This window comes from Pseudomonas sp. FW306-02-D09B, from assembly GCF_058782685.1.
This window is the reverse complement of record NZ_JBYSXY010000001.1, coordinates 151,860-175,671: the sequence shown is the minus strand read 5'-3', so window position 1 is coordinate 175,671 and position 23,812 is coordinate 151,860. Positions and strand designations below refer to the sequence as shown.

Below are 23,812 nucleotides of genomic sequence, written 5' to 3'. Positions count from 1 at the left end.
GTGGTAACGATCAAAAACCCCGTAGCAGCTGTCGAGCCTGCGAGGCTGCGTTCGAGGACGAAGTCCTCGCAAATCCCGCAAACGCGGTTTGTCTGGAAAAACACGTTGCCTGATTTGACGACCGCTGCGCGGCCGAACGCAGCCTCGCGGGCTCGGCAGCTGCTACGAGGTACGGGGTAACGGGGGGTAATGGGGAACAGAGCGCGTGTCGGCTCATTGGGTGCTATTTGATACGTTCCGTTTGTCGGCAATTCGCTATATATTCACCTATATAGCGTTTCATCCTTTCGCATCGGTGCAGTCCACCCCCCATAAAAACTGCCCACTGCACCTGCCTACCCCGGAGCCGCTTCATGACTATTCGTGCCTCACGTTTTGCCCCCACTTGCCTGGTATCCTTGCTCGCCGTGTTCGCGTTTGGCTCAGCCCAGGCCGATGAAGTCCAGGTTGCGGTCGCGGCCAATTTCACCGCACCGATCCAGGCGATCGCCGCCGACTTCGAAAAAGACACCGGGCACAAACTGGTCGCCGCCTACGGCGCCACGGGCCAGTTCTACACCCAGATCAAAAACGGTGCGCCGTTCGAAGTGCTCCTGTCGGCTGACGACAGTACCCCGCAAAAACTCGAGAACGAAGGCGACACGGTCAAAGGTTCGCGTTTCACCTACGCCATCGGCACCCTGGCACTGTGGTCGGCCAAGGACGGTTACGTTGATGCCAAAGGCAAAGTGCTCAGCGACAACACCTATCAGCACCTGTCGATCGCCAACCCGAAAGCCGCCCCTTACGGTCTCGCGGCCACCCAGGTATTGGCTAAACTAGGCCTGACCGACAAGGTCAAGGGCAAGATCGTCGAAGGCCAGAACATCACCCAGGCCTACCAGTTCGTCTCCACCGGGAATGCGGAAATAGGCTTCGTCGCCTTGTCGCAGATCTATAAAGACGGCAAAGTCACCGGCGGTTCGGCGTGGATCGTTCCAGCCGACATGCACGACCCGATCAAACAAGACGCAGTGATCCTCAACAAAGGCAAAGACAACCCGGCCGCCAAGGCGCTGGTTGCTTACCTCAAAGGGCCTAAAGCCGCTGCCGTCATCAAGTCCTACGGTTATCAACTCTAAATGACGCTATCGAGTGCCGATATTTCCGCCATCTGGCTGACCCTCAAGCTGGCCTCCCTGACGACGGCCATCCTGCTGGTCATCGGCACTCCGATTGCGTTGTGGCTGTCGCGCACCCGCTCCTGGTTGCGCGGGCCCATCGGCGCCATTGTCGCCCTGCCCCTGGTGCTGCCGCCGACGGTGATCGGCTTCTATTTGCTGCTGACCCTCGGTCCTAACGGGGTCATCGGCCAGTTCACCCAGGCACTGGGGCTGGGCACGTTGACGTTCAGTTTTGCCGGGCTGGTGATCGGTTCGGTTATCTACTCAATGCCCTTTGTCGTCCAGCCACTGCAGAACGCCTTCTCGGCGATTGGTCCGCGTCCGCTGGAGGTGGCCGCCACCTTGCGCGCCAACCCTTGGGACACTTTTTTCACCGTGATCTTGCCGTTGGCCAGGCCAGGCTTTATCACCGCGGCCATTCTCGGCTTCGCCCATACCGTCGGTGAGTTCGGCGTGGTGCTGATGATCGGCGGCAATATCCCGGACAAAACCCGCGTGGTGTCGGTGCAGATCTACGATCATGTCGAAGCCATGGAATATGGCCAGGCACACTGGCTGGCCGGGGCGATGCTGGTGTTCTCGTTCCTGGTATTGCTGGCGCTGTACTCCAGCCGCAAAACCAAAGCCGGCTGGAGCTGATTGATGACCTCAACGATTCACGCTCGGCTGAAACTGAGCTACCCGGATTTTTCCCTGGACGTCGACCTGCACCTGCCCGGCCGCGGCGTCACGGCGCTGTACGGTCATTCCGGCTCGGGTAAAACCACCTGCCTGCGCTGCATTGCCGGACTGGAAAAGGCCGAGCAAGGCTTTATCCAGATCAATGGTGAAATCTGGCAGGACAGCGACAAGAAACTCTTTGTCGCCCCGCACAAACGGGCGCTGGGTTATGTGTTTCAGGAAGCCAGTCTGTTTCCCCATCTGTCGGTGCTGGCCAACCTGGAGTTTGGCCTGCGGCGTATTCCACGCCAGCAACGCCGGGTCGACATGGCCCACGCCACCGAACTGCTGGGAATCAGCCACTTGCTCGGCCGACATCCACAACACCTCTCGGGCGGCGAGCGCCAACGGGTCGGTATTGCCCGGGCGTTGCTCACCAGCCCGAAACTGCTGTTGATGGACGAGCCACTGGCCGCGCTGGACTCGCAGCGCAAAAGCGAAATCCTGCCGTACCTCGAACGACTGCACGACGAACTGGAAATCCCGGTGCTGTACGTCAGTCACTCGCAGGATGAGGTCGCACGACTGGCCGACCACATTGTCCTGCTGAGCTACGGCAAAGCCCTGGCCAGCGGGCCCATCGGCGAAACGCTCGCGCGGCTCGACCTGCCACTGGCCTTGGGTGACGACGCCGGCGTAGTGATCGAGGGTCAGGTGACGGACTACGACGCCCATTACCAACTGCTGACCCTGCAACTGCCCCGCAGCCAATTGGATGTGCGGGTCGCGCATTCGCCTATGGCCGTGGGCAAGTTGTTGCGCGTCAAAGTCCAGGCTCGCGATGTCAGCCTGAGTCTTCAGGGCGGTGAACTGAGCAGCATCCTCAATCGCCTGCCAGTGACGGTCACCAGCGAAATTTCCGCGGACAACGCCGCCCATGTGCTGGTACGCCTGGACGCTGCGGGAACACCGTTGCTCGCGCGCATCACCCGCTATTCCCGCGATCACTTGCAACTGCATCCCGGCCAGCAACTATGGGCGCAAATCAAGGCGGTAGCGGTCCTCGCGTAAACGGCTGGGGCGTGCAACAAGACCATAAGCGTTGTAAGGGGAAAGTCTTTTGAGCTAGGCTAGCCGCCTCTCCCCTATGCCGGATGACCTTTCGACGTGAACAACTAAGCCTTTCAAAAATGTATACGCAACAAGCTGCCACCGGCACTTGTTGGTCTTTTCGACATTTTTTGGAGGTACCATGACTCACGTCACGCGTCTGCCTGCGCTCGTAACCCTGAACCAACTGTCCTATCAGCTCGCCAATGGCGAAACACTGTTCGACTCCCTGAACCTGCACTTCGATCATCGTCCCACCGGCATTGTTGGCCGTAACGGCGTCGGCAAATCCGTGCTTGCCCGACTGATTGCCGGCGACTTGACCCCCGCTTCCGGCACACTCAGCCGCTTTGGCAGCGTCGCCTATGTGGCGCAAGAGCCGATTGCGATCAGCGGCCAGAGCGTTGCGCAAGCGGCGGGTATCGCCGAGACACTCGATGCGCTCGCCCGGCTGGCCAGCGGCAGCGCATCCACCCAAGACCTTGAACAGGCGGCTGAACGCTGGGATCTGCCCGAACAATTGCGCCTGTTGCTCGATGAAGCCGGCCTGCCAGAGCTGACGGCGCAACACCCTATGGACGCCCTCAGCGGCGGCCAACGTGCCCGCATCGCACTGATCGGCGCATTCCTCAGCCAGGCCGATTTGCTGGTGCTGGATGAGCCAACCAACCATCTGGATGCTGACGGCCGCCGCTGGCTAATGGACCGGCTCGACCACTGGCGCGGAGGGGTGATCGTGGTCAGCCATGATCGAACGCTGCTCAACAGCCTTCAACGCATCGTCGAACTCAGCGCACTGGGTGTGCAGGTCTTTGGTGGTAATCATGCGGCTTACCTTGAGCAGCGCGAAGTCGAGCAAGCTGCGGCGCATGCAGCCCTTGAGCACAACCGCACCCTGCGCAGTCGCGAGCTGAAACGGCTACAGCGCGAATACGACACCATTCAGCGACGCGCTGCCGGATCACGCAAAAACGCTGAAACCGCCAACGTCTCACGCTTCGAACGCGCCAGGATGAAAGGTGCGGCCACCGAGATCATGGGCCACGTACGTCACGCTCATCAGGCCCACAAATCAGCGATGAATGAGCAGGTACGGGAGGCCAACGCACGGATTAAACCGTCAGAGCCGGTGCTGATGACCCTGCCGGGAACCGCTGTGCCGGCCAACCGACAGGTGATCACACTGATCGACGCGCAACTGCCCTGGCTGGCACCCGAGGCGCCAGCGACATTCCTCACTATTTCACTTGCAGGCCCCGTGCGCATTGCGCTCAGTGGGCCGAACGGCTGCGGAAAATCCACCTTGCTGAAAATGCTCGCAGCGCACTGCAACCCTGTCAGCGGTGATTGCCTGACCCACGTGCCCAACGCTTACCTTGACCAACGACTGGAGTTGCTCGATCCAGAACGCTCCATCGTCGAGCAGTTGAACCTGCTCGACACACCGCTATCGGAAGGCTCGGTGCGCAGCCGGCTGGCCCAGCTGCAACTGGACGCTGTGCGCGTGAACGTGCCGACTCGCCTGCTCAGCGGTGGCGAACGTCTGAAAGCGGCTATTGCCATCGCATTATGGCGAGAAAACCCGGCCCAGTTGCTGTTGCTCGACGAGCCGACCAATCACCTCGACCTTGCGTCTGTGCAGGCACTGGAACAGGCATTACGCGACTTTCCCGGAGCGCTCATTGCCGCCTCCCATGACACCGAATTCCTGCAGGCCCTGGCGCCCACCCATACCTTGCACTGGCAGCCTACGGGGTGGAACCTGCAACGTGTCGAAGCGCGGTCTGAGCATTGAATCAAGCGACGAACAGCACAGACCGCTTTTGCAGCTTTTCAACTTGCTTCTATAGTTGATGTGTACACAACTGGAGCGTCGGTGACGCCATGGAAGACATATTCGTTGTGAAACGTTGCAACAAGACCACCGTTCAGGGTCGCCGTGCGGGTGAAGTGTCTCATCAGCAGCCGATAGCGGCGGTCTGGTACCGGATCGCCGATACGCGCACCGGCGGTGGTTTTATCGGCGACGGTTATGAGCGTATGGAAGATGCCATGAAGGAGTGCCGACGGCTCAATGCCGCCAGCTCGCGGGTCTCGCGTAAAGTCTGAAACCCAGGCTGCACGCGGCTCCGCCGCCATTGGCATTGCGGGTCTATACTGATTCCAGCTGAAGGATCGGCGACCTCATCGGCAAACGCTCGCGCCCGGCGAGCGTTTTGTTGCTCGATCAAAAGCTTCTCTGATACGGAGGTGTTTCTCATGTCCGAAAAAGAGTCCATCACTACCTTGCTGACCCTGCTCGACTCACGTCAGGCGCGCTTGGCGGCTGCCTGCAAGGAAATCGCCGACTGGGTCGATATCCATGGCGGCCACCCCACCGCGATGAAAATCCGCGACCGTCTGCAAGACATCGAGAAAGATGCCCCGCTGATTCAGAACGCGCTGACATCACTCAAACCGGTCGACCGGCCACTGCCTCGATTCCGCTAAGCAAGTCCCGGCTCATATGCTGAAGTCGGGACTCGCCAGGGATCGGCAGCACACCGACACGCTATTTTCAGAGTTGATCCCGAGCTATACCGCTGCGAATACGCAGAATATCGGCGAGCACCGCCAAGGCGATTTCCGCAGGTGTCTTGCTGCCCAGATTAAGCCCGATCGGCGCGTGAATACGGGCCAGCTCAGCTTCGCCCAAACCACCGATACGCCGTAAACGCTCAAAGCGCTTTTGCGAGGTTTGCATGGAGCCCATCACACCGATGTAAAACGCCTCGGTGCGCACCGCTTCCATCATGGCCAGGTCGTCGATGCGCGGATCGTGTGTCAGCGCCACCACGGCGGTATCGCTGTGACAGCCACCATCGGCAATGAACATTGACGGCAACTGGCGACGAATCTCCACGTTCTCAAGGACCACCCCTTCGAGGACTTCATCACGCGGATCACACAGAATCACTTCGAAACCCAGCCCCACCGCAAACTCGGCACACGCCTGGGACACGCTGGAATAACCGGCGAGCAACAAGCGTTGGGCCGCACCGACACGCACACGCACCCGGTCGATTTCCCGTTCGATACGCGGCCCATGTTCACGGTCAACCAGTAGACTGCGTGCGCCGCTGGCCAGATTCACTTCGCGAATCAAACGACGCTGCCCCAGCAACGCGGACTCCAGTTCGCGCAGATGGGCTTGCACCTCGCACTCAGGTTCAAGCTTTTCCACCAGCACGTCGAGTAACCCGCCGCAGGGCAGTTTTATCGTGGAACGCGGATCATCGCCCTCGCCGTAACGCACCACCGAAACGGCGTCGAGAAACGCCCCTTCGGCCATGCGCGCCAGAAAGTCGTCCTCGACGCAGCCGCCCGACAACGAGCCAATCCATTGCCCGCTGTCGTTGACCGCCAACATCGAGCCCGGCGCACGAGGCGCCGAGCCGTAGGTGCCGAGCACGCTGCAGAGCCATACACGCTGACCAGCGCTGGACCAGGCCAACGCTCGCCGAACCACTTGCAGGTCAAGATGCTGCATATCAGTGTGCCTTGTGCTCAACGGGAGCATCTGCCTTCAATTGCTCGATCTGGCCGATCAACAGATCAGCCGGTTGACCGCCCCAGGCCTGACGCAAATAGCTGATCAGGTCCGTCATTTGTTGATTGCTCAACTTGTCGGCGAAACCCGGCATCGGTTGCATACGCTCGAAGCCGGCAAATTTTTGCTCGCCAATCCCGTCCTCAATCACCCGCAACAGATTGCGCGGATCTTCCAGGCGCAACGTGGTGTTGCCTTGCATCGCCACTGCAATGTGCGGCTTGCCCTCGCCATTGACGCCATGGCAACCGGCGCAAACGTTCAGGTAATCCTGACGGCCGCGCCGGGCGCTTTCGGTCATTTTGTCCAACGGCACTTCGCTCAACACCCGCGCTTGCGGTGGCGGGTCGCCGAGCAGGAAAGTCGCCATGGACGCCAGGTCCGGCTCATTGAGGTTATGGGTACTGTTATGAAACACCGGGAACATCTCGTTGAACATCGTACCTTGAGCGCTCATGCCGTGCTTGAGGAAAGAACTCAGGTCCTGATGTGTCCAGCCGCGTGCCGCCAGATCGTTGGCGAGCAAGCTGGGCGCCAGGTAGCCATTGAGCAGGCCGCCGGTCATGCGTTTGTCTTGTTGCATCGCGCCAGGCATACCACGCGGTGTGTGGCATTCGCCACAGTGGCCGAGCACGTCGACCAGGTACTGGCCGCGTTTCCAGTCTTCACTTTTGCCGTCCGCCGGCGCCAGCTTCACGTCCTTGCCGTAAAGCATGTTCCAGCCCATCAACCCCAAACGTACGTTGAACGGAAAGCTCAGGCTGGTGACCGGTGCAGCACGGTTGATCGGCGCGACCGTCTGCAGGTACGCGTGAATGGCGTCGGAGTCTTCACGCGGCATCAGGTGATACGAGGTATACGGCATTGCCGGGTACAGGTTGGCGCCGTCACGACGCTTGCCTTCGGTCAGCGCGGCGAAGAACTCGTCGTCGCTGTACAGGCCGATCCCGTGGTCCTTGTCCGGGGTGATATTGGTGCCATAAATGGTGCCGAACGGTGACACGATCGGCAGGCCGCCCGCGTAAGGCGCGCCACCGGGTGCGGTGTGGCAAGCCATGCAGTCCGCCGCCCGCGCCAGGTATTCACCGCGCTTGATCTGCTGCTGATCGGCTGCCTGGGCCTGCTGGATCGCCATCAGCGAAACGGCCAGGCCAACCGCCGTGCCAAGGCTGGAAAGTAGTCGCTTCATGCTCAACCCTCCTTGACCAGGCCGAGATCGGTCAACACGTGGCGCGTGGCGCTGTAATAGCGCACGTAGCCGGTGCAGCGGCAAATGTGGTGGCCGAGGCTGTCTTCGATAACTGCTTCCAGTTGGCTTTTGCTGATCGGCTGACGCTGGAGTTTTTCCACCAGTACGGTCGCGGCGTTGACGAAGCCCGGGGCGCAATAGCTGCACTGGAAGGCGAATTCGTCGACGAAGCGTTGCTGAATCGGGGTCAGCTCGGTGACCTTGCCGCTTTCATCGCGGCGCGCATGGCCTTCGATGGTGCGGACTTTCTTGCCCTCGAAGTAATGCGCGCCGGTAATGCAGGTGCGTACTTCTTCGCTGGTGCCGTCGGGGTTGTCGACAATCACTACGCAGGCGTGACAAATGCCCTGGCCGCAGCCCAGGCGCGAGCCGGTGAGGTTTCGGTATTCGTGCAGGTAGTCGATCATCGGCAGATCATCAGGGACCTCGACGGGACCGACGGATTGACCATTGAGGGTCATTTGAAGCGGACGGTTAGCCATTGAGGGCCTCCTTGATGCGCGCTGGAGTGATAGGCAGGTCACGGACCCGTTTGCCGATTGCATGGGCCACGGCGTTGGCGATGGCGCCCACCACCGGAATCATCACCACTTCGGCGATGCCCTTGGACGGATCGCTCGGCGACAATGGCGGAAGGATCTCCGAGGTCTGCGTCCAGACCGCAACGTCCTTGGCGCGCGGCAAACGGTAACGGTTGAAGTTCCAGTCACCCTCCCCCGGTCCACCTTCGTACAGCGGCATCTCTTCCAGCAGCGCGTGGCCGATGCCCATGGCAATCCCACCCTCGAGCTGGCCCTTGACCAGTTCTGGCACCAGCACCCGGCCACATTCAAGCCAGGAGTGATGGTTGAGGACTTTCACCTCGCCCGAACCCTTGTTCACTTTCAGTTCAACCAGCGTCGCCACGGGGCTGTAATAGGTCACCGCCGCGTTGTTCAACTGGGTCGCCGGGTAGGCAGTGTTCTGCCGATCCAGCAGGTGGAAACCGGCGCTGTTCATCTGCGCCTTGATCGCGTTCGGCGCACCGTCGCCATACTTCACGGCGAGACCATCGAGTGGCAACCGCTCGCGCACGCCATTGATGCTGTACTCGGCCTCGGCCCAGCTCCAGCGGTTGAAACCGTGCACCGTCGCGCCCGTCACCAGACCGCGCTCATGGGCACGTTTGGCCAGCACCGCAAATGGCAGCGGTTCCATGCCGTTGGCGGTCAATTTGCCGTCCACCCAATGCGCGTCTTCGCGGCGCAGCACATACGGGTTGGCCTGACCACCGAACGGCCCCTGACGCCAGATTTCGACGGCGGCCGGCCACAGACCGTGATTGAACAACACACGCGCCGCTTCACGGGTCGCATGGCTGAAGTAATAGGCGGAGTTGGTTGCCGACGACGCCGAGGCGATCTTGCCGACCCAACGCGGGTTGCGCAGCAACGCATCCTGCTCGGCCTGGCTCATGAGGTAGGGGTTGCCGCTGCTGGTCAGTTGCAGCTCTTTCCATTCGGTTTCGCCGGTCTTCACTTCACTGGCCGGGTTACCGAGGAAATCGGCGACCACCAAGGCCTGGGAAGTGGACATGCCGGTGCCAATCTCGATGCCGATATGGCGCAGCGTGATATGCCCGTCAGCGCTGAATTCGATACTGGCCATCGGCGCTTCGGAACCGGTGCCGAAGTCTTTCTGGCAAATGGCGAAGCCGATGCCGTACCAGTTGTCCGGGTCCTTGGCGTCCTCTTGTTTTTTCAACGCGTGGCGGTTTTTCCAGATCTCGTTGCCGGCCGCTTTTTCGAGAATTTCATGCAGGCGCAATGCACCTGCCGGCACCGCGCCCTGGGTGTTTTTCATCCCGGACAGCAGCACGTTTTTCTTGCGCAGGTCGATGGCGTCGATACCCAGACGATCAGCGATTTCATCCACCATCATCTCGGTAGCGGCCATGCTTTGCAGGGTGCCGTAACCCCGCATGGAGCCGGCTTCAACACCACGTGAATGGTAAGCGGTCACTTGCAGGTCGTTCTGCGGCATGTAGTAAATCGACTGTGCGGCTGTCGCACCAACCGCCGCCACCGAAGGGCTGTAGTTGATTCGCCCACCACCGTCGACGTTCATGTCCGCGCGGAAAATCTTGAAGCTGTGATCCTGTTTGTCGACGGCCAACTGGTAGCGAATGTCGAACGGATGACGCTTGATACCGCTCTGGAACTGCTCGTAGCGGTCGTTGGCCAGACGCACCGGCACACCGCCGCCATACAACGCCGCCAGCGCCGCGTAGTAGACAAAGATGTTGTGGTCTTTGGAGCCGTATCCAACGGTGTAGCCTGGATGCATGTTCAGCGTGCTCAAGCCGAAACGCGACGGCGCAATCATCTTCGCGGTTTCAGTCGCAGCCTCCAGCGGGCACTGGGTCGCGACGACAAAATGCAGGGTCTTGGTCGTCGGGTCGTACCAGCCATTGCCGTTGTCGGGTTCCATTGCAGCCGGTTCAATCGACGGCGTCTTGTAGCGCTCGTCGAAAACCATCCAGCCTTCTGGCGGGGTTTCCAATTGCTGTTTCATGCGATCGGCATAAAACAGACCGCGCTCGGTCAGGTTGCCATGCAGGTTCGGCTGGGCGTTCCACACCGGACGCCGTTCGCGAATCATCGGGAACAGGATCGAGTCCTTCAGGCTGGCGAATTCATCTTCATCCGCCGAGGTCGCCCCACCGACCCGCACGTAACGAAAACTGCCATAAGGATCGCGCGTGTAAAACGGCGCCTTGGCGCCATAGCGGATCGCTTTATCGTTGAACTTGAGCGTGTTCTTGGCCTGGCGGAAACGCTCGAAGTCGTTCCAGATCAGGATCGCTACCGGGTGGCCGATGAACATCGGTACCTTGCCGGCTGGCAGCAGCGGATCGGGCGCATGGTCTTCAGGGAAAACGATGCCGTCCTTGTCCAGGTCTTCAGCAGTGACGATGCGATCCGGCTGCAGTTCGGCCCCCAGCAACGATAGGTCGAAACCGTCATAAATGCGGTCGGCGCGAATGGTTTTGAGCAGCATCGCGTGGCCTTGTTGTTGCGGCCAGCCCGGCATGTCCTTGGCGCGGATGTCGCGGGCAAATACCTTGCTGCCGCAGACCTTGGACAATGAGTCGTTGCGCATGCGTGCCTTGCCGTTGTTGCCGAGCCATTGCTCGGACGGGACGGTCACGCTGTTTTCCATCAAGGCAGCCAATGCCTGGGAGCTGAGCGGGGTCAGCGTCACGCTGACGCCAGCGATCAACCCGCCCTGCAGGAAGGAGCGCCGGGATATATCACGGTTGGACATGGATCATCCTCTGGACGGTTATGAATTCCGCCCATGTCGTTATGGTGTACAGGGAAAACCTCAGGAGCCCTTCCTCGCAATGCGAAGGGCTGAAAAGCCGAAAAGCTGACCTATTGGTTAACTTTATAGAATTTGTCAGGCCTCGGCAAAAGTAATCTATGCAGACTCATTGGAGAGCCTGTCGACGAATGGACAATATTGAGGACGAAAAAAAGCCCGCATGCGGGCGGGCTTGAAGGGGATATCACAAAGGAGTCAGGTCAATTTAGGCCGGTCGGGGTGAAGACTTCGTGAAAGGGTTGTCATGGTTACGGAAATATCACCGCCCCCCACGCAAGCCAGCGCCTTATCAACGCCCCTCACACTCCCTCACTGTGTCTTTTTCGTCTCGCCCCTTTACTCCATTTTTTACTGACCGACTTGCGAATGGGTTCAAGAAGAAAGAACAGTACATAGCCCGAGAGGACGAGCGCGAGATCGATCCATGATTCAGCAATGGGGCCTACGAAGTATTCAATGCAGTATTTAGCAACGAACAGCAACGCAATGCCGCCAAGCACCATCAATATGAGCACTGCAAAATCTGAAAGCCTTTCCTTCAACTGGGTATATCTCCTGACTCTGTGCGGCAACCTCATGTGAGACGCCTGGAAATCTCCATTGCTCCGGGAAATCTGCAATGACGCCGCAGAGCCATACTGGCAGTCCTGAGCAAGCTGTAATGGCGACCCGCACTTATTCAAGGTGAATTCGATGAGACTTCACTTCACTTGCGTAGAGGGCCAGCCGTTCTTCGGCGGTCTCCAACACCTGACACGTCTTCAGCAATGACTGGGCATCGACCTCATTACCGGTCTGTCTCAGCCGCTCGGCAATGGCTTTGAGCTCCACCGCCGACCATCGCAAATCAGACGCAAGGTTCTGGAAGTCGCTGCGCAGTTCGTGCTCGGGTTTGTTGAGTAACATGGCAATTCCCTCCGCGTCACGGCATCTCTCGATGCGACGCTCTGAAAATCGTTTCCACTGCAAAAGACTTGATAACCCTCTTGTGCACTGGATGCAACTCCCAGATTTGGCACCTCGCTTGCGCGGCGAATCAAGCCTGCCGCCAGAGCATTCGGTACAAGTCCAATCGTCGGACTGCGGCTTGACCTGATCGTTGTCTCAGCCTGCGAACGCTCTACGCCCGGCTTTCAACTCAGTACGCAGCTCACCGATAAAATTGGCGATCTCACGGACGCTGGACAGCGTCGATGTCGACACGCCAGTGATCAGCAGTTCAACACGTCCGGATTCGGGATCGACAATCGTGACCCTCAACGATCCGTCGGGATTCACCGTGCAGGTGCACGAGAGTGGATAGAAACCGGACTCCACAATCTGGCAAAGCTGAAGAAGAGGAAACATGGCATTCCGTCCATGGGGAGATAGTGTGCGGGAGTGTTACCTAACCTTTACAGGTTAGCCGACCCCGGCAAAAGCGAACGGATTAAGCTCAAAGTGTTAGGTATTTCGCACTTTGTAATCGTGCGCCCCCCCTGAAACGAGCCCCGGCAAACCATCTAGACTCCAACGCAGAAGTGCTGAAGTTTCCCGCAAGTATTAGCCCTTGATAGCGAGCCACTCCCATCCAAATACCGAGTACACAAATCATGTGTGAATCCTGTGATTCAAGCTCCGCGCCGGAGGCAGACGGACGGCGTCGTTTTCTCCGGCTTGCAGGACTAGGCGCCAGCGCCCTGCTGCTTGCCGGTGTGCTGCCTGACAGCATCGCCCAGGCCGCCGAGAAAAAGGCCTCGCCTCCAAAACCACAAAATGCGATCAGCCCCGACAAGGCCCTTCAACGACTGATCAACGGTAACAAGCGATATATCAACGGCACCTCGAAGACGCACGACTTCAAGGCCGAGCGTGAAGCCTTGGTCACCGGCCAGAACCCGTTCGTAGCAGTATTGAGTTGTGCTGATTCGCGCATTGCCCCCGAGTACGCGTTCGACACGGCCCGTGGCGACCTTTTTGCGGTGCGTGTCGCGGGCAACTTCGTCACGGAGGAAGGCATGGCAAGCCTGGAATATTCGGTCCTGGTACTCGGCGCACCGCTGATTCTGGTACTGGGGCATGAAGACTGCGGCGCACTCAATGCCGGCATCAAGGCCACAAAGGACAATGCGGTTTTCCCCGGTCAAATCCAGAAACTGACTGACGCACTGAGGCCCTCTATCGAGAAGGTACTCAAGGATCCCGGGAATCTTCTCGAGAACGCGACCGTGCAAAACGTCAAAGACACGGTAAACAACCTCAAGAAAGCCTCACCTGTGCTGACTGAAGCGCTGAGCAAGGGCACATTGAAAGTTGTCGGGGGCATCTATCGCCTGGCCAGCGGCAAAGTGGATCTGATTGCCTGATGGCGCACGATGCATCTCACCCGACGGTGAGATGCATCGTTTGTACTCGCTGGCGAGCGCTGCTTAGAGGGGCCTGGCTTTATCGTGCAGTGTTTCCAGCTCGCTCTCGACCGCGCTTTGAACATCCTTCCACTTTTTCGGATTATCTGGCTGGAGCTCGTCGCGGTCCTTCCGAGCTTCACCTGAGCGGCTTGGCTCAGCTGGTTTTTTAATACGTGGTGCTTGCGGATCGGTCCTCATGGCTCACCTCTCGTACGCCCTGCAGTCGATACGTATTAGAAGTTTAGAAACGCCCCATGTTCAAAACCAGTACCAGCCAGCGGCAAATTTCAGGCAAAAAAAAGCCCAAGCAGCTGATGGACGCTTGGGGCTTAAAAATGCGTAAACCGTGGTAGGTGAACACGGGCGCGATAATAGCTCACCACTCGAGATGTAACAAGATATTTACATCTTATTTCCACACAAAAAAATCACCTAAGTCCTTAAATAACCACACTTTTTTAAAGGTCGAAGCTCGTACATCGCTACTTCAGCGAGAGCTTGGCGCTATTGAAATGCCCTCGCTCGCATCACCGTAAATTCGAAAATGCCTGACCTCTCCTGCATCCATGGTCGTTACCACCTCGCGCAAGGAAATGCCTAACGAACACAGGCCGTTACCCTTCAGGTCTTCTCCTGCGCCGACAAAGACTTCCCCGGGCTTGGTGAAAAATCTTGCTCCTTCACCAGGTCCCACTCGCGCAACAAAATCACCGTTCACATAAACACCGATGTAGCAGGCCGAACCCAGCAATCCGCCATCACGCGTCACAAAAATCGTTCCGCTGTTTCCCTCGATGGGTTGCTGAAACGCAAAAACCCGATCACTTGGAACCCGAGCGGCTTTTTCTGCTGGAACTGGAGAAGTCATGCACCCTGAAATGAATAAAAAGGCTGCAACCCCTATCAAAATCCGCATGTTGAGCCCTCGTAAATCCAGGCCAAGGCTTTATCACCAGCGAGTGAACAGGATAGGTCCCGGGATCGGGATCCCATGGCTGAATGCATGACAATGAGTATAGATGTCAGGGATGAGAACCTGATCGACGGCCGTGGCTGGCCAGGGTTATTTCTACGCCGTTTATCGCCCGCTCGGGCTGCTCAGCATCCATTGCATGAACGCCCCGGAAGACAATGGGACAGAGAAGAAATATCCCTGCCCGACCTCATAACCTTGCGCTCTGAGAATGTCACGCTGGGCAGCGTGCTCAATGCCTTCAGCGACAACATGCAAGGAAAGCCCCTTGCCAATACCGATGACAGACTCGCTTAGTGCACGGCAGGAAGCATCATGCTCCAGGTCATCAACAAAACTCTTGTCCAGTTTCAGCTCACTGATCGGCAACCGCCGCAAGTACCCCAGGCTGGAATAACCCGTGCCAAAGTCATCGATCGCCAGACGCACACCCAAGGCATGCAGGTCCTGGATGGTTTGCTCTGAACCAGGACTGTTGCAAAGCAATACGCCTTCCGTCACCTCCACGCACAAATCGGCGGGCTGCAATTTACATCGGCGCAATTGCTCGGCGATCAGCCCCACCAGATTCAGATTGTGAAAGTTGATCGGTGACAGATTGATCGACATGGACGGGACCACGAGTCCTTGCTGGCGCCACTGCGCCAATTGCCCGCAGGCCTCTTGCAATACCCATTGGCTCAACTCATTGATTAACCCGCACTCCTCGGCCAAGGGGATGAATCGCATTGGCGAGATACTGCCCAGTGTTGGGTGTTCCCAGCGTGCCAGCGCCTCTACGCCAACAAGACGCCCGTTCCTCAGATCGACTTGTGGTTGATAAACCAGGTGAAGAGCATTGTCAGCCAGGGTCACACGCAGCGCCGTCTCAAGTATCAAACGTTCCTGAGCGATCTTGTTCATCTCTTCGAGAAAAAAACTGAAGCTGCCACGGCCGGTACGTTTGGCCTGGTACATCGCAATATCGGCGCAATGCAGCAGGCTTTCCATATCCTGCCCGTCAACTGGAAACATGCTTATACCGATACTGGCCGACAGGACCACGGAGGTGCCGGCTATATTGGCCGCAATACTCAGGATCATCTTCAACCGCTCGAGAAAAGTCGTGACCTGCGTGGCATTCATCCTTGGAAGCACCAGAACGAACTCATCGCCGGATAACCGCCCGACAATGTCCGACTCCCGGAGCACACTGCGTAGCCGTTGCGCCACGACTTGCAGCAACTCGTCGCCCGAAGCATGCCCCAGCGCATCGTTGACCTGCTTGAAGCGGTCCAGGTCGACAAACAGTACCGCCAGTTCAGCCTGTTCCTGAGCAACTTCGGCAATGGCGCGGTCCGCTTGTGCCAGCAAAAAACTGCGATTGGGCAAGCCGGTCAACGCATCATAAAACGCCATTTTTCGAATGGATTCACGCGCCTCTTCCCGCTCGAGTGCCAACATGCACAGGTGCGTTCCCGCCGTCACCAGGTGAGCATGCAAGGTATCGGGACCGCGACATTCCCTGAAATAGAGTGCAAAGGTGGCAGCGATCCGCCCTGCTCCGTTGCGTACAGGAATAGACCAGCACGCTCGCAAACCCGACTTTTCGGCCAGAGACTTGTAATCCGCCCAGAGCGGATCGTGGATGATATCCGTCACCAGAACCGGTTCGCCCCTGTAGGCCGCTGTCCCGCAAGACCCGGCAACAGGACCTATCGGTAACCCCTCGATCGCTCTCGAGTAATCGGTCGGCAAACCAGGACTGGCCAGCGGGTGCAGAAATCCTTCCGGGTCCACGCTCAGGATCGAAACGATGACTTCTGGCGCGATGCGTTCGATCTCCTGACACATCAGGGTCAATACGTTTTCCAAAGACTGCTCTTTCAAAAGAGCCCCTATCACCTTGTCCTGTAACACCTCGTGCAGCTTTGACCGGGTGATGTCAGTCAGCACTATGACAATGTTGTCGACCTTCCCTTGAGCATCGAACACGGGGGTCGACGAAATATGCACCCACAACCGTTGACCATTACGCTTGCTGATCAGTGCACTGGCTTCACTGGGCTCACCACGCAGGACTCTTTCCAGCACCGCTTGCGCACGCGTTTCTGCCTGAAGATCGGAGACAAAGAACATCAAAGGCGACCGCCCGATGACCTCCTCACGGGAATACCCGAGCAGTCGAATGAGCCCGTCATTGACATAGATGAGACGCGCATCGGCGTCGACAATACAGGTGGCAGAACTGGTGATATTGACCGACATCGACAGCAATCGGTGTTCGATATCTTTCATGCGCGTCTGCGTCACATCCTTGAGGAAGGCCGCATAAAGGATTCGGCCCTGCAAGGTGATTTTCGAGATCGACATCGCGCCCCAACGCGCCTCACCATCCTTGCGCGTGATATGGATATCCCGGCTAGCGCCCACGATCTTGTTGACCCCGGTCTCCCGGTTTGCGCCGACATAACCGTCATGGTGGGGACGTATGGCGTGAGGAACCAATCTATTGACATTGCTTCCCAGTATTTCTACACGGGAACACCCCCAAAACTGTTCGGCAGCCGCATTGAAAAACACCACGTTGTTCTGGTCATCAATGACCACCACGGCATCGACAGCCTGCTCCAGTGTTTGCACGAAAAAGTCTTCTGCCTCTTCGCCGCTCGCCAGTCTGACTCTCGTGTCCATAATCGCCACTTTGCCAATGCCACCACGGCCCGCCATCCCTGGCTGCGTGTGAGGCGTCATAAGAACCTTCAGACCAGGAAGGGGCCTACCATCGGAGCAACGCGCACTACTGCTTCTAAATCGAAGGGCAGGATTTATTCACTCTAGTCGCACCCATACGTCACTGCGCCCGTGGCTTGAAATCACAGGATAGCCTCGAAGTGACTGACCGACCGATCCAGTCCACCCGTACGACGCCCGAAAACGAGAAAGCCCAGCATCAGGCTGGGCTTTCTCGACTTCAGATCGACTCAATGAAGCTGACGCTGCCTCTGTAGCTCAGTCTTCAGCCAGAGACTTGCAGGTTGTACGCCTGCTGGGCATCGCACTTCATAGAGGCTGCCACTCATGCTGCTTTTAGTGGCCGCCAGATCGATGAAGTCTTCTGTACTGCTGATCATGTTCTTGCCTTCGAGATAGTTCAGCTTTTTCTCCAGATGCGCCCGAGCCTGGGAGCCCGGATATTCGCTTCCGTTACGCACGAACCGACACTCACTGTGTTCGACAAAATCCAGCAGGCTCTTTATCTCTTGAGCGGCTTGCGGTGTGGTTTGAGCCTGGGCATTGGTCATCATTGCAATCAGACCGATACCCGCCGCCATCAGCCATTGGCTGACGGGGCGAACCGTCCTTGCTGTCAGAGTCCGCATGACCTTTCCTCGTCCCGACCAGACCTCAAGCATCAGTCTTCTCTGTTGTCATGATCACGATTGCGGTAACGACCTTCGCCCTGATCATTGTCACGACGCTCGTATCCACGGTCATCATGGCGATCATAACGACGGTGATACTCTCGACCACGGTCGTGATCGCGACCGTACCCGTCTCCATCTTCCCAGTAAGGCCAGCAGCCTCCCAGCAGGAGAGAGCTAGAAATGGCCAGGATCATTATCGCTGTGCGCTTCATATGAACATCCTAAAAGCAAGGGTCAGTGCTACGGAGAAGGAATGTCGCTATCCGCAAGATTAGTCTGGAGAGCGTTCAACCATAGTTACGACCATGAAGCGGATCAATGATTCATTAGTGAGAGACGACACATTCAAAAACCAGATCCGGTGATCATCAAGTCTTATTGATTTCAGGGTCGTTACCGGTGCGCCTCGCGATTTCGATCCCCCAGTCCAGCGCGTCCTCCATGTCCAGCAGATGCGGTTTTGGGTCGTGGTCCTCAAAGAGGACTGTGCCGTCAGGCTGGTAAACACCGATGAACATCTGCAACGAGCCGTCCCTCAGAATCTTGGCCTTGACCTCGATCTTGCGTCCGTTCGAAAGCGTTTCCGAGTGGATCATATGGCGCTCAGTCATTGCTGCATCCCTCTGGTAGTTGATAGTCGAGTAACCCGCACTAAAAAGCCGCCCTGTGCGGTTTTTTTGTTGCTCCTGTGTAAACCCTCGACGACGTGCCATTATCGCAGGTCGAACTTTGGCCTTGCCGCGTCCTCTACAGTTGTAGTGCTCCATCTTGAATGAAGTGACGAGAGCAGCTTGGCGACCGGGAGCAACAACGCACGTTTCAAAATGCTCAATAGTCAAAATAGCAGTCTGAACACAAAAACTACTTATTGAGGTGCACAGCATGCGAATCACACTGCTTACCCTTGCTCTAGGTGCCCTGATCACACAAGGAGCAATGGCCGCTGGAGATGGCACCACAGCCGTTGGCGGAGGCCTTGGCGGCGCACTGGGCAACATAGTCGGTCAGCAAATGGGTGGAAGCACCGGTGCAGCGATCGGCGCGGGTGTAGGAGGAGCTGCAGGCAGCGCTGTCGCTGCGCCGAGGGGCAACAAAACCAACGCAGCGATCGGCGGTGGGCTCGGCTCGGCGGGTGGTTCGGTCATTGGTCATCAGTTGGGTGGCTCAACCGGCTCCACCATTGGCGCAGGCCTCGGCGGTGCCGCGGGCGGCGCACTCGGCAATAACCTGTCCGACGATAATCGCAATCGTGGCTCAGAGGGCAGAGGTTACAACGGTAAACACCATCATAAATACAAGAATAAGTACAAACACGATTAAACGGTTGAGTTGACGTGCACGTTCAAGCCCGATCTCGTGTCGGGCTTTTCCCTTCGATCCCGTCATACCTTTGTCACACCTGGCAAGCATACTGGGACCAGCCAAAAGGATTTGGCCCCATCTCCAGAAAATACGCCAACCTCGTAGAGACTCCTTTCTTTGCCGGGATCGCTCCAGCCGCGGCTATTTGCTATACGACGCCCTCCAGCCGGCAGTCCATGAGACTGCCGGGCTCGACACGAATCTATCCTGGCTCTGCTACTTCGAACTCATGCACGGCGATACTCTTGTGCCTGATGATAGTCACCGTAGTAACGCCCACGATCATGTCCGCGACGGTCATGGTCATGCCAATACGGCCAGCAACCACCCAATAACAACGCCGCTGACACCACAAAAATCAAAGCAGTTGTGCGTTTCATTTGATCTTCTCCGGGCAGGCCCGTGCCTGACGTTATAGTCGTTTGATGTCCTCACATTGAGGAGGTTCAAAACACCCGGTTGCTGAAGACCCCAGCCCACTGAATTGAAACCGGTCACTCATCCGCCTTGAAGTCCCCGAACTCGTGGGGCAGCTCCATCCAGGCATCAAGAGATGCGATCTGCCGCGCTACAGCCGCATCCCATTCCGCACCTATAGCCCTGTTCTCACGCATCATTTTGTGAACGGCGACCGTAGCTTCTTCATATTCATGATGAACCTCTAACGCTTTCGCCAAAAACTCTTCTTGCCGGTTCATAGGGGGGGTGCTCCAAGGACAGGTAAGAAGTATTGACCTGCAACCACTGGTGCGCCAATCGGCAAGGAGTCGTACATCGGATGTGTCTGTCGGCCCCGGCGAGCCGGCGAAAAGTTTTTTTGGGTGAGAGGGTCAAGCGGCCGAAAAGAAGAGGGATCAATGAGCCCAATGCACTAGTGCGCGAGCAGTTGGCCAAAGTCGCAGCTACTTTTCCCTGTATCGGCAATCAGACTCATTGATCATTGCCCAACTCAATGTTGGGCGATTTCCATTTAGCCAAATGGAGATGCATGAGCACGCCGACAGCGTGCTATGCACTATTTTTTTAACAAAGCAGCTTCGGCACGTCTAATAACCTTTTGCCCCGTCCTTATAGGCTCAGGAAATATCCCCACGCCAGCCGGTTGTCACCGAATCTAAAGCTGACTTTTACTTAGGCCCATCCGGACCGGACTCGACACTGCCAGCCACCGGCTCCCGGTACATGGGTTATAAGAACGCAGATGGAAGTCTCAACGCTCATGCGCAGAAGACCATCGACACCCAGGAAGCCCTGGTTTTGATAAGTTCGATACTGGATACGCTGCGACAGAAGCTTTTCAGGTTCGAGCGCCTAAACACGTTACTGCAGCCGATCCGACTCCAGCGTGGAGTGATGGCCGTCTGCGCTTGAAGTTCGACACGTTGCAGCTCTACAAGGACCGAACGCCGAACGTTACTGTTCCGCACGAGTTAGGTGGCACCAGCCCGAATTTGGAGCCCTTCACCAAGGCCTACCCCGAGTACGGTACCGGTGGTTCAAGGCAACTTATTCCAAAACCGGGCGATTCCACTCACATTAAAGTGGATGAAGTCACTATTTTTCCGGAGAAATAAAAGTGCTGACCGACCAGCAGGCCCGCTTATCGCTCAAGGAATTGATTCATAAATACCTGAAAGGCAAAGATCCTGAGCACGATCGCCTGATCGAGATAGTTGAGGATCCTTCGCGCCAAGTGCCCATCAGAGGAGTACTTGAGCACATTAGAAAATTCAACAATGTGCAATTTACGCAACCAGAACTGGACCTGATCGACGAGCTTTTATACGCGTATGGGTAAGTCGATCTGTCATTAATAATCCTCCTGCGCGCACAATTCACATGGCCTCTTTGAGTGTTTTCCACCTCCTAGGGCTCTTCCTGGCCAGTCCCCCGTGGAAAGGGCAAATTCGCGAGCCGAGCGGCAATATGAGGATGTATCAAAACCAACTCGCTTTAGAGTCGGCCCTCATGGAGCTGACGCTTCAATCCGAGGAGCAAAGGCTAAGCGAGATCGGCGAAAATATTCGTGGCCTCGTAAGACGAAGTACCTGGATGACTAATCCAAATCCTGTTTCGCTCGACATTTCGGGTAGGCGCTGCAGCCCCAGAATCGCTCTCCTGCTCTATCGCCTGTCTTACGGATACGAATTTCGAAAGCGCTTCCACACCGCGGGCAACTGCGTTTCGCGAAAGGGTCGTTTCGCTGTTTCAGGCGCTGTACATGCTCGTAGTGGGTAGTGAGCGTACTGTCCCTCTTCCGGCTCTCCAGCGCCTTCACCATTGCACTCACCTGCGCTTCGTTAAACACAGGCCGCTGAAAGGACTTGATATAGCGGATACAGCTGACACCTTGGGTGACATTGTCCGGCATGACGGTCTTGAAGCTACTGCCGCCGACGAAGGCGACTACAGAATGGATGTGCTCGGGCCGAACGCTGAGCAGCGCTTCCAGTGCCTTCAAGTGCTTGTAATTCTGCCGTAGCGGGTTCTGGAACCTGAAGCGATGCCGGAAGATCTGCTGTGTCCACTGGGCCTGGCTCTCACCTCCGAAGATCCAGCCGCCCATGTTTTTAGTCTCCAGCACGAAAATACCAAAAGGTGACAGGAACACATGATCGATCTGGGTAGTGCCATTGGGCGTATCCAGTGTGACGTTGTGCAACCGGCGGTAGACCTGACCATCCAAGCCATAGTGGGCGAATGTCCGCACCAGCCGCTCACCAAACCAGCCCTTGAACCAGGGTGTCTTGATGATAATGACCAGGAGCAACAATGGCAGCAGCCACTTCAGCATGTCGAATAGCGGCTGGAGCATCACAAAAATATTCATCGCGTCCTTTGCGTATCGAAGGTGTGTGAGTACGCCAGATGAGGCTACGCCTTCACCCTTTTGATCCTTTCTAGCTTAGGCGAAGTAACTGACGCTGCTTTCGGCCCTGGCGGTGTAAAAACGTTTTAACGCAGGTTTTGACAATCCGAACTGGAACGAAAATCGCGCTTCTACACAATCTTTTGCGTCTGCTGAATTAACCAAGCGCTGGCAGATTTTACGTAGCGACGCAGACTTCAAAACGGTGCCTGCGTATTTACACAACCAGAGGAAAACGGCCTGTCACGACGGGCGAAAAACGGCCAGAAGTAGCCATTCATAGCCTCCCGACCTATGCAGAGATTCGATTTACCGGGGAGTTCCCGTTAAGCAAACGCCCCCACCTTATCCAAAATCGAATGTCCGGCTTCATTAGACCACTACAGTGCACTAGGATCTGCAGAAACTGCTCCAGGTTAAGACGGTGCGAGTCGTCATTCGGATTGCTACGGTTCAGCAGCGCGGTGTGGCTCATGCCCATCAGATGAGCCAATTTCTTCGGCCCCGCCTCCAGCACTGCCTCATGAATTGCGCGATGTACCTGTTCCATTCGGGAAACCTCTTTGCGGTTGTCGTAGCGGCGCGTCCGAACGATGAGCAACACTTTGCTCATCGAATCAGGCAGCGGATTGCTCGGAACTAACGGATGAGTTATGCAGGTATGCCCAATCGATATCGGGCCTGAGTTCTTCACAGGTCACCGCCCTCTCCGACTCGCGCTCGAGCTTGATGGCGAGAGTTGGGTTGGCACGACGGAAGCCGTGAGCAATCTGTTTGAGTTGGCCCACACTGGTGTCGCAACGCTTAGCCAGAGCATCCAGCAAAACGGCGTCCAGGGAGCGCATGAGTTCAATTAGCTTCATGGTTATCCTCCAAAGAGGTCTGAAATTACTCTTTGCTAAATCTCATCGAAATAGCAACTTGTAACTTACTGTTTGCTAACGCAAGGACACTATTCACCTATGGATATGAAAACTCTTCGAGTCGAAGCGCTGCGGCGCGTCATCGGCTCACTCAGCCAGAAAGACTTCGCCGACCAGCACGATCTGGATGCGTCCTATTTGTCCCAGATCCTCAATGGGTATCGAGGCCTGGGCGAAAAAGCAGCACTCAACCTCGAGCAGAAGATCGGCTTGGCGCCTGGTGTTCTGGTCAACCCGGGCAGCTATGGAGCGAACGTCATTGAGGGCGAGTTCACCCATCACGAGGTCGTGCGTGATCAGTCCCCTGCCTACCAAGCGACGTTAGGGACCGCCTCACCCAAGGCGATTGCCATCATTGAGAAACTGGCCAGAGCCACGGCAAAGGGCAAGCTGAAGGAGTCTGACCTGATACTCTTGGAAGGCATCGCGGGACTGCTTGAGAAGGCCAACGCCGAAAAGCCCTGACCCAAGATAGCAAAAGCCTGGCGCTAGGCCGGGCTCTCTTCACTACCCCTCCAGTAAGTCAGACTCCCTGCTCTGCCACATAGCCTGCAGCTTCGTCAGCCCCTTGCCGGTGATCAGCTTCGATATCAAGAGTTTCTTCGTGAATTTCTTTAAAGTCCTGAACCGTTGGATTTCGTCCCAACTTTTTTGCAACCACGACGTATGCTTCGCGGCCAAGCCTCCAAACGAAAGGAAGCGACTGGCACCCGAGCATGGAAGACGACACGCTCCTACTGCTTGGACGATAGAG

General features: G+C 57.1%; 28 protein-coding genes. 11 read left to right on the top strand and 17 right to left on the bottom strand.

Annotated features, from left to right (window positions below):
• Positions 1 to 353: 353 nt before the first annotated feature.
• The 6 genes from modA to AC3WK5_RS00885 all read left to right on the top strand — a co-directional run bounded on the left by modA (position 354) and on the right by AC3WK5_RS00885 (position 5,423).
• Positions 354 to 1,121 (top strand): molybdate ABC transporter substrate-binding protein, encoded by a 768-nt coding sequence (modA, locus tag AC3WK5_RS00910; protein WP_103316389.1) that lies wholly within the window; start codon positions 354 to 356, stop codon positions 1,119 to 1,121.
• Complete coding sequence (gene modB, locus AC3WK5_RS00905; protein WP_103316390.1) at positions 1,122 to 1,802, top strand: molybdate ABC transporter permease subunit; 681 nt, start codon at positions 1,122 to 1,124, stop codon at positions 1,800 to 1,802.
• A 3-nt stretch (positions 1,803 to 1,805) separates the two neighbouring features.
• Positions 1,806 to 2,894: a molybdenum ABC transporter ATP-binding protein gene (gene modC / locus AC3WK5_RS00900; RefSeq protein WP_103316391.1), complete on the top strand. Its 1,089-nt coding sequence runs from the start codon at positions 1,806 to 1,808 to the stop codon at positions 2,892 to 2,894.
• A gap of 181 nt (positions 2,895 to 3,075) precedes the next feature.
• Complete coding sequence (locus AC3WK5_RS00895; RefSeq protein WP_103316392.1) at positions 3,076 to 4,728, top strand: ABC-F family ATP-binding cassette domain-containing protein; 1,653 nt, start codon at positions 3,076 to 3,078, stop codon at positions 4,726 to 4,728.
• Between the two features lie 89 nt (positions 4,729 to 4,817).
• Complete coding sequence (locus AC3WK5_RS00890) at positions 4,818 to 5,042, top strand: hypothetical protein (RefSeq protein WP_103316393.1); 225 nt, start codon at positions 4,818 to 4,820, stop codon at positions 5,040 to 5,042.
• 150 nt (positions 5,043 to 5,192) lie between these two features.
• Positions 5,193 to 5,423 (top strand): hypothetical protein, encoded by a 231-nt coding sequence (locus AC3WK5_RS00885; RefSeq protein ID WP_054597737.1) that lies wholly within the window; start codon positions 5,193 to 5,195, stop codon positions 5,421 to 5,423.
• Positions 5,424 to 5,490: 67 nt separating this feature from the next.
• Here AC3WK5_RS00885 and AC3WK5_RS00880 read toward each other — a convergent pair whose 3' ends face one another.
• The 7 genes from AC3WK5_RS00880 to AC3WK5_RS00850 form a co-directional block, all read right to left on the bottom strand.
• The gene (locus AC3WK5_RS00880) at positions 5,491 to 6,462 is read right to left on the bottom strand and encodes an XdhC family protein (protein ID WP_103316394.1); all 972 of its coding nucleotides are present in this window, start codon (positions 6,460 to 6,462) and stop codon (positions 5,491 to 5,493) included.
• A gap of 1 nt (position 6,463) precedes the next feature.
• Complete coding sequence (locus AC3WK5_RS00875) at positions 6,464 to 7,711, bottom strand: c-type cytochrome (protein WP_103316395.1); 1,248 nt, start codon at positions 7,709 to 7,711, stop codon at positions 6,464 to 6,466.
• A gap of 2 nt (positions 7,712 to 7,713) precedes the next feature.
• Positions 7,714 to 8,253 (bottom strand): (2Fe-2S)-binding protein, encoded by a 540-nt coding sequence (locus AC3WK5_RS00870; protein WP_103316396.1) that lies wholly within the window; start codon positions 8,251 to 8,253, stop codon positions 7,714 to 7,716.
• Positions 8,246 to 11,077 (bottom strand): xanthine dehydrogenase family protein molybdopterin-binding subunit, encoded by a 2,832-nt coding sequence (locus AC3WK5_RS00865; RefSeq protein WP_103316397.1) that lies wholly within the window; start codon positions 11,075 to 11,077, stop codon positions 8,246 to 8,248. The genes AC3WK5_RS00870 and AC3WK5_RS00865 overlap by 8 nt, the downstream gene beginning before the upstream one ends.
• 359 nt (positions 11,078 to 11,436) lie before the next feature.
• Complete coding sequence (locus AC3WK5_RS00860) at positions 11,437 to 11,715, bottom strand: hypothetical protein (protein ID WP_256585184.1); 279 nt, start codon at positions 11,713 to 11,715, stop codon at positions 11,437 to 11,439.
• Positions 11,716 to 11,812: 97 nt separating this feature from the next.
• Positions 11,813 to 12,043, bottom strand: coding sequence for a hypothetical protein (locus AC3WK5_RS00855; RefSeq protein ID WP_054597742.1), 231 nt, complete (start codon positions 12,041 to 12,043; stop codon positions 11,813 to 11,815).
• 198 nt (positions 12,044 to 12,241) lie between these two features.
• Complete coding sequence (locus AC3WK5_RS00850; protein ID WP_103316398.1) at positions 12,242 to 12,484, bottom strand: DUF1652 domain-containing protein; 243 nt, start codon at positions 12,482 to 12,484, stop codon at positions 12,242 to 12,244.
• A 245-nt stretch (positions 12,485 to 12,729) separates the two neighbouring features.
• Between AC3WK5_RS00850 and AC3WK5_RS00845 the strand changes: the two genes are divergently transcribed.
• Positions 12,730 to 13,482 (top strand): carbonic anhydrase, encoded by a 753-nt coding sequence (locus tag AC3WK5_RS00845; protein ID WP_103316399.1) that lies wholly within the window; start codon positions 12,730 to 12,732, stop codon positions 13,480 to 13,482.
• Between the two features lie 529 nt (positions 13,483 to 14,011).
• Here the strand turns inward: AC3WK5_RS00845 and AC3WK5_RS00840 are convergent.
• From AC3WK5_RS00840 to AC3WK5_RS00825, 4 genes are all read right to left on the bottom strand, one after another.
• A complete protein-coding gene (locus tag AC3WK5_RS00840; protein ID WP_146039816.1) occupies positions 14,012 to 14,440 on the bottom strand; it encodes a hypothetical protein in 429 nt (142 codons plus the stop codon).
• Positions 14,441 to 14,602: 162 nt separating this feature from the next.
• Positions 14,603 to 17,230, bottom strand: coding sequence for an EAL domain-containing protein (locus AC3WK5_RS00835; RefSeq protein WP_371919128.1), 2,628 nt, complete (start codon positions 17,228 to 17,230; stop codon positions 14,603 to 14,605).
• 230 nt (positions 17,231 to 17,460) lie between these two features.
• Positions 17,461 to 17,859, bottom strand: a complete 399-nt coding sequence (locus AC3WK5_RS00830; RefSeq protein WP_103316460.1) for a YfeK family protein — start codon at positions 17,857 to 17,859, stop codon at positions 17,461 to 17,463.
• Positions 17,860 to 18,272: 413 nt separating this feature from the next.
• On the bottom strand, positions 18,273 to 18,515 hold the full coding sequence (locus AC3WK5_RS00825; protein ID WP_103316402.1) for a hypothetical protein: 243 nt from the start codon (positions 18,513 to 18,515) through the stop codon (positions 18,273 to 18,275).
• A 271-nt stretch (positions 18,516 to 18,786) separates the two neighbouring features.
• On the opposite strand from AC3WK5_RS00825, the gene AC3WK5_RS00820 reads away from it, so the two are divergent.
• Complete coding sequence (locus AC3WK5_RS00820; RefSeq protein ID WP_054597748.1) at positions 18,787 to 19,224, top strand: glycine zipper domain-containing protein; 438 nt, start codon at positions 18,787 to 18,789, stop codon at positions 19,222 to 19,224.
• 269 nt (positions 19,225 to 19,493) lie between these two features.
• Here the strand turns inward: AC3WK5_RS00820 and AC3WK5_RS00815 are convergent, their stop codons facing one another.
• Together AC3WK5_RS00815 and AC3WK5_RS00810 are read right to left on the bottom strand one after the other, a co-directional pair.
• Entirely contained in the window at positions 19,494 to 19,646 is a 153-nt protein-coding gene (locus AC3WK5_RS00815) for a hypothetical protein (protein WP_158246536.1), read from the bottom strand.
• 114 nt (positions 19,647 to 19,760) lie between these two features.
• Complete coding sequence (locus AC3WK5_RS00810; RefSeq protein WP_054597749.1) at positions 19,761 to 19,964, bottom strand: hypothetical protein; 204 nt, start codon at positions 19,962 to 19,964, stop codon at positions 19,761 to 19,763.
• A gap of 669 nt (positions 19,965 to 20,633) precedes the next feature.
• Between AC3WK5_RS00810 and AC3WK5_RS00805 the strand changes: the two genes are divergently transcribed.
• Both AC3WK5_RS00805 and AC3WK5_RS00800 read left to right on the top strand, forming a co-directional pair.
• Complete coding sequence (locus tag AC3WK5_RS00805; RefSeq protein ID WP_103316404.1) at positions 20,634 to 20,840, top strand: hypothetical protein; 207 nt, start codon at positions 20,634 to 20,636, stop codon at positions 20,838 to 20,840.
• Positions 20,841 to 20,842: 2 nt separating this feature from the next.
• Positions 20,843 to 21,064, top strand: coding sequence for a hypothetical protein (locus tag AC3WK5_RS00800; RefSeq protein ID WP_103316405.1), 222 nt, complete (start codon positions 20,843 to 20,845; stop codon positions 21,062 to 21,064).
• Between the two features lie 258 nt (positions 21,065 to 21,322).
• On the opposite strand, the gene AC3WK5_RS00795 is transcribed toward AC3WK5_RS00800, so the two are convergent.
• The 3 genes from AC3WK5_RS00795 to AC3WK5_RS00785 form a co-directional block, all read right to left on the bottom strand.
• Positions 21,323 to 22,096, bottom strand: a complete 774-nt coding sequence (locus AC3WK5_RS00795; protein WP_103316406.1) for a nuclease-related domain-containing protein — start codon at positions 22,094 to 22,096, stop codon at positions 21,323 to 21,325.
• A 331-nt stretch (positions 22,097 to 22,427) separates the two neighbouring features.
• Entirely contained in the window at positions 22,428 to 22,685 is a 258-nt protein-coding gene (locus AC3WK5_RS00790; protein ID WP_350318950.1) for a phage regulatory CII family protein, read from the bottom strand.
• 67 nt (positions 22,686 to 22,752) lie between these two features.
• The gene (locus tag AC3WK5_RS00785) at positions 22,753 to 22,998 is read right to left on the bottom strand and encodes a transcriptional regulator (RefSeq protein ID WP_103316407.1); all 246 of its coding nucleotides are present in this window, start codon (positions 22,996 to 22,998) and stop codon (positions 22,753 to 22,755) included.
• Positions 22,999 to 23,097: 99 nt separating this feature from the next.
• On the opposite strand from AC3WK5_RS00785, the gene AC3WK5_RS00780 reads away from it, so the two are divergent.
• Positions 23,098 to 23,523 (top strand): hypothetical protein, encoded by a 426-nt coding sequence (locus tag AC3WK5_RS00780; protein ID WP_103316408.1) that lies wholly within the window; start codon positions 23,098 to 23,100, stop codon positions 23,521 to 23,523.
• 58 nt (positions 23,524 to 23,581) lie between these two features.
• Here the strand turns inward: AC3WK5_RS00780 and AC3WK5_RS00775 are convergent, their stop codons facing one another.
• Positions 23,582 to 23,788: a hypothetical protein gene (locus AC3WK5_RS00775; RefSeq protein WP_158248918.1), complete on the bottom strand. Its 207-nt coding sequence runs from the start codon at positions 23,786 to 23,788 to the stop codon at positions 23,582 to 23,584.
• Positions 23,789 to 23,812 lie beyond the last annotated feature (24 nt).

What these genes read in the sequence shown, in the direction of transcription:
- modA (WP_103316389.1), top strand. Translation starts at nt 354, where the DNA reads ATGACTATTCGTGCCTCACGTTTTGCCCCCACTTGCCTGGTATCCTTG.
- modB (WP_103316390.1), top strand. Translation starts at nt 1,122, where the DNA reads ATGACGCTATCGAGTGCCGATATTTCCGCCATCTGGCTGACCCTCAAG.
- modC (WP_103316391.1), top strand. Translation starts at nt 1,806, where the DNA reads ATGACCTCAACGATTCACGCTCGGCTGAAACTGAGCTACCCGGATTTT.
- AC3WK5_RS00895 (WP_103316392.1), top strand. Translation starts at nt 3,076, where the DNA reads ATGACTCACGTCACGCGTCTGCCTGCGCTCGTAACCCTGAACCAACTG.
- AC3WK5_RS00890 (WP_103316393.1), top strand. Translation starts at nt 4,818, where the DNA reads ATGGAAGACATATTCGTTGTGAAACGTTGCAACAAGACCACCGTTCAG.
- AC3WK5_RS00885 (WP_054597737.1), top strand. Translation starts at nt 5,193, where the DNA reads ATGTCCGAAAAAGAGTCCATCACTACCTTGCTGACCCTGCTCGACTCA.
- AC3WK5_RS00880 (WP_103316394.1), bottom strand. Translation starts at nt 6,462, where the DNA reads ATGCAGCATCTTGACCTGCAAGTGGTTCGGCGAGCGTTGGCCTGGTCC.
- AC3WK5_RS00875 (WP_103316395.1), bottom strand. Translation starts at nt 7,711, where the DNA reads ATGAAGCGACTACTTTCCAGCCTTGGCACGGCGGTTGGCCTGGCCGTT.
- AC3WK5_RS00870 (WP_103316396.1), bottom strand. Translation starts at nt 8,253, where the DNA reads ATGGCTAACCGTCCGCTTCAAATGACCCTCAATGGTCAATCCGTCGGT.
- AC3WK5_RS00865 (WP_103316397.1), bottom strand. Translation starts at nt 11,077, where the DNA reads ATGTCCAACCGTGATATATCCCGGCGCTCCTTCCTGCAGGGCGGGTTG.
- AC3WK5_RS00860 (WP_256585184.1), bottom strand. Translation starts at nt 11,715, where the DNA reads ATGAGGTTGCCGCACAGAGTCAGGAGATATACCCAGTTGAAGGAAAGG.
- AC3WK5_RS00855 (WP_054597742.1), bottom strand. Translation starts at nt 12,043, where the DNA reads ATGTTACTCAACAAACCCGAGCACGAACTGCGCAGCGACTTCCAGAAC.
- AC3WK5_RS00850 (WP_103316398.1), bottom strand. Translation starts at nt 12,484, where the DNA reads ATGTTTCCTCTTCTTCAGCTTTGCCAGATTGTGGAGTCCGGTTTCTAT.
- AC3WK5_RS00845 (WP_103316399.1), top strand. Translation starts at nt 12,730, where the DNA reads ATGTGTGAATCCTGTGATTCAAGCTCCGCGCCGGAGGCAGACGGACGG.
- AC3WK5_RS00840 (WP_146039816.1), bottom strand. Translation starts at nt 14,440, where the DNA reads ATGCGGATTTTGATAGGGGTTGCAGCCTTTTTATTCATTTCAGGGTGC.
- AC3WK5_RS00835 (WP_371919128.1), bottom strand. Translation starts at nt 17,230, where the DNA reads ATGACGCCTCACACGCAGCCAGGGATGGCGGGCCGTGGTGGCATTGGC.
- AC3WK5_RS00830 (WP_103316460.1), bottom strand. Translation starts at nt 17,859, where the DNA reads ATGCGGACTCTGACAGCAAGGACGGTTCGCCCCGTCAGCCAATGGCTG.
- AC3WK5_RS00825 (WP_103316402.1), bottom strand. Translation starts at nt 18,515, where the DNA reads ATGACTGAGCGCCATATGATCCACTCGGAAACGCTTTCGAACGGACGC.
- AC3WK5_RS00820 (WP_054597748.1), top strand. Translation starts at nt 18,787, where the DNA reads ATGCGAATCACACTGCTTACCCTTGCTCTAGGTGCCCTGATCACACAA.
- AC3WK5_RS00815 (WP_158246536.1), bottom strand. Translation starts at nt 19,646, where the DNA reads ATGAAACGCACAACTGCTTTGATTTTTGTGGTGTCAGCGGCGTTGTTA.
- AC3WK5_RS00810 (WP_054597749.1), bottom strand. Translation starts at nt 19,964, where the DNA reads ATGAACCGGCAAGAAGAGTTTTTGGCGAAAGCGTTAGAGGTTCATCAT.
- AC3WK5_RS00795 (WP_103316406.1), bottom strand. Translation starts at nt 22,096, where the DNA reads ATGAATATTTTTGTGATGCTCCAGCCGCTATTCGACATGCTGAAGTGG.
- AC3WK5_RS00790 (WP_350318950.1), bottom strand. Translation starts at nt 22,685, where the DNA reads ATGGAACAGGTACATCGCGCAATTCATGAGGCAGTGCTGGAGGCGGGG.
- AC3WK5_RS00785 (WP_103316407.1), bottom strand. Translation starts at nt 22,998, where the DNA reads ATGAAGCTAATTGAACTCATGCGCTCCCTGGACGCCGTTTTGCTGGAT.
- AC3WK5_RS00780 (WP_103316408.1), top strand. Translation starts at nt 23,098, where the DNA reads ATGGATATGAAAACTCTTCGAGTCGAAGCGCTGCGGCGCGTCATCGGC.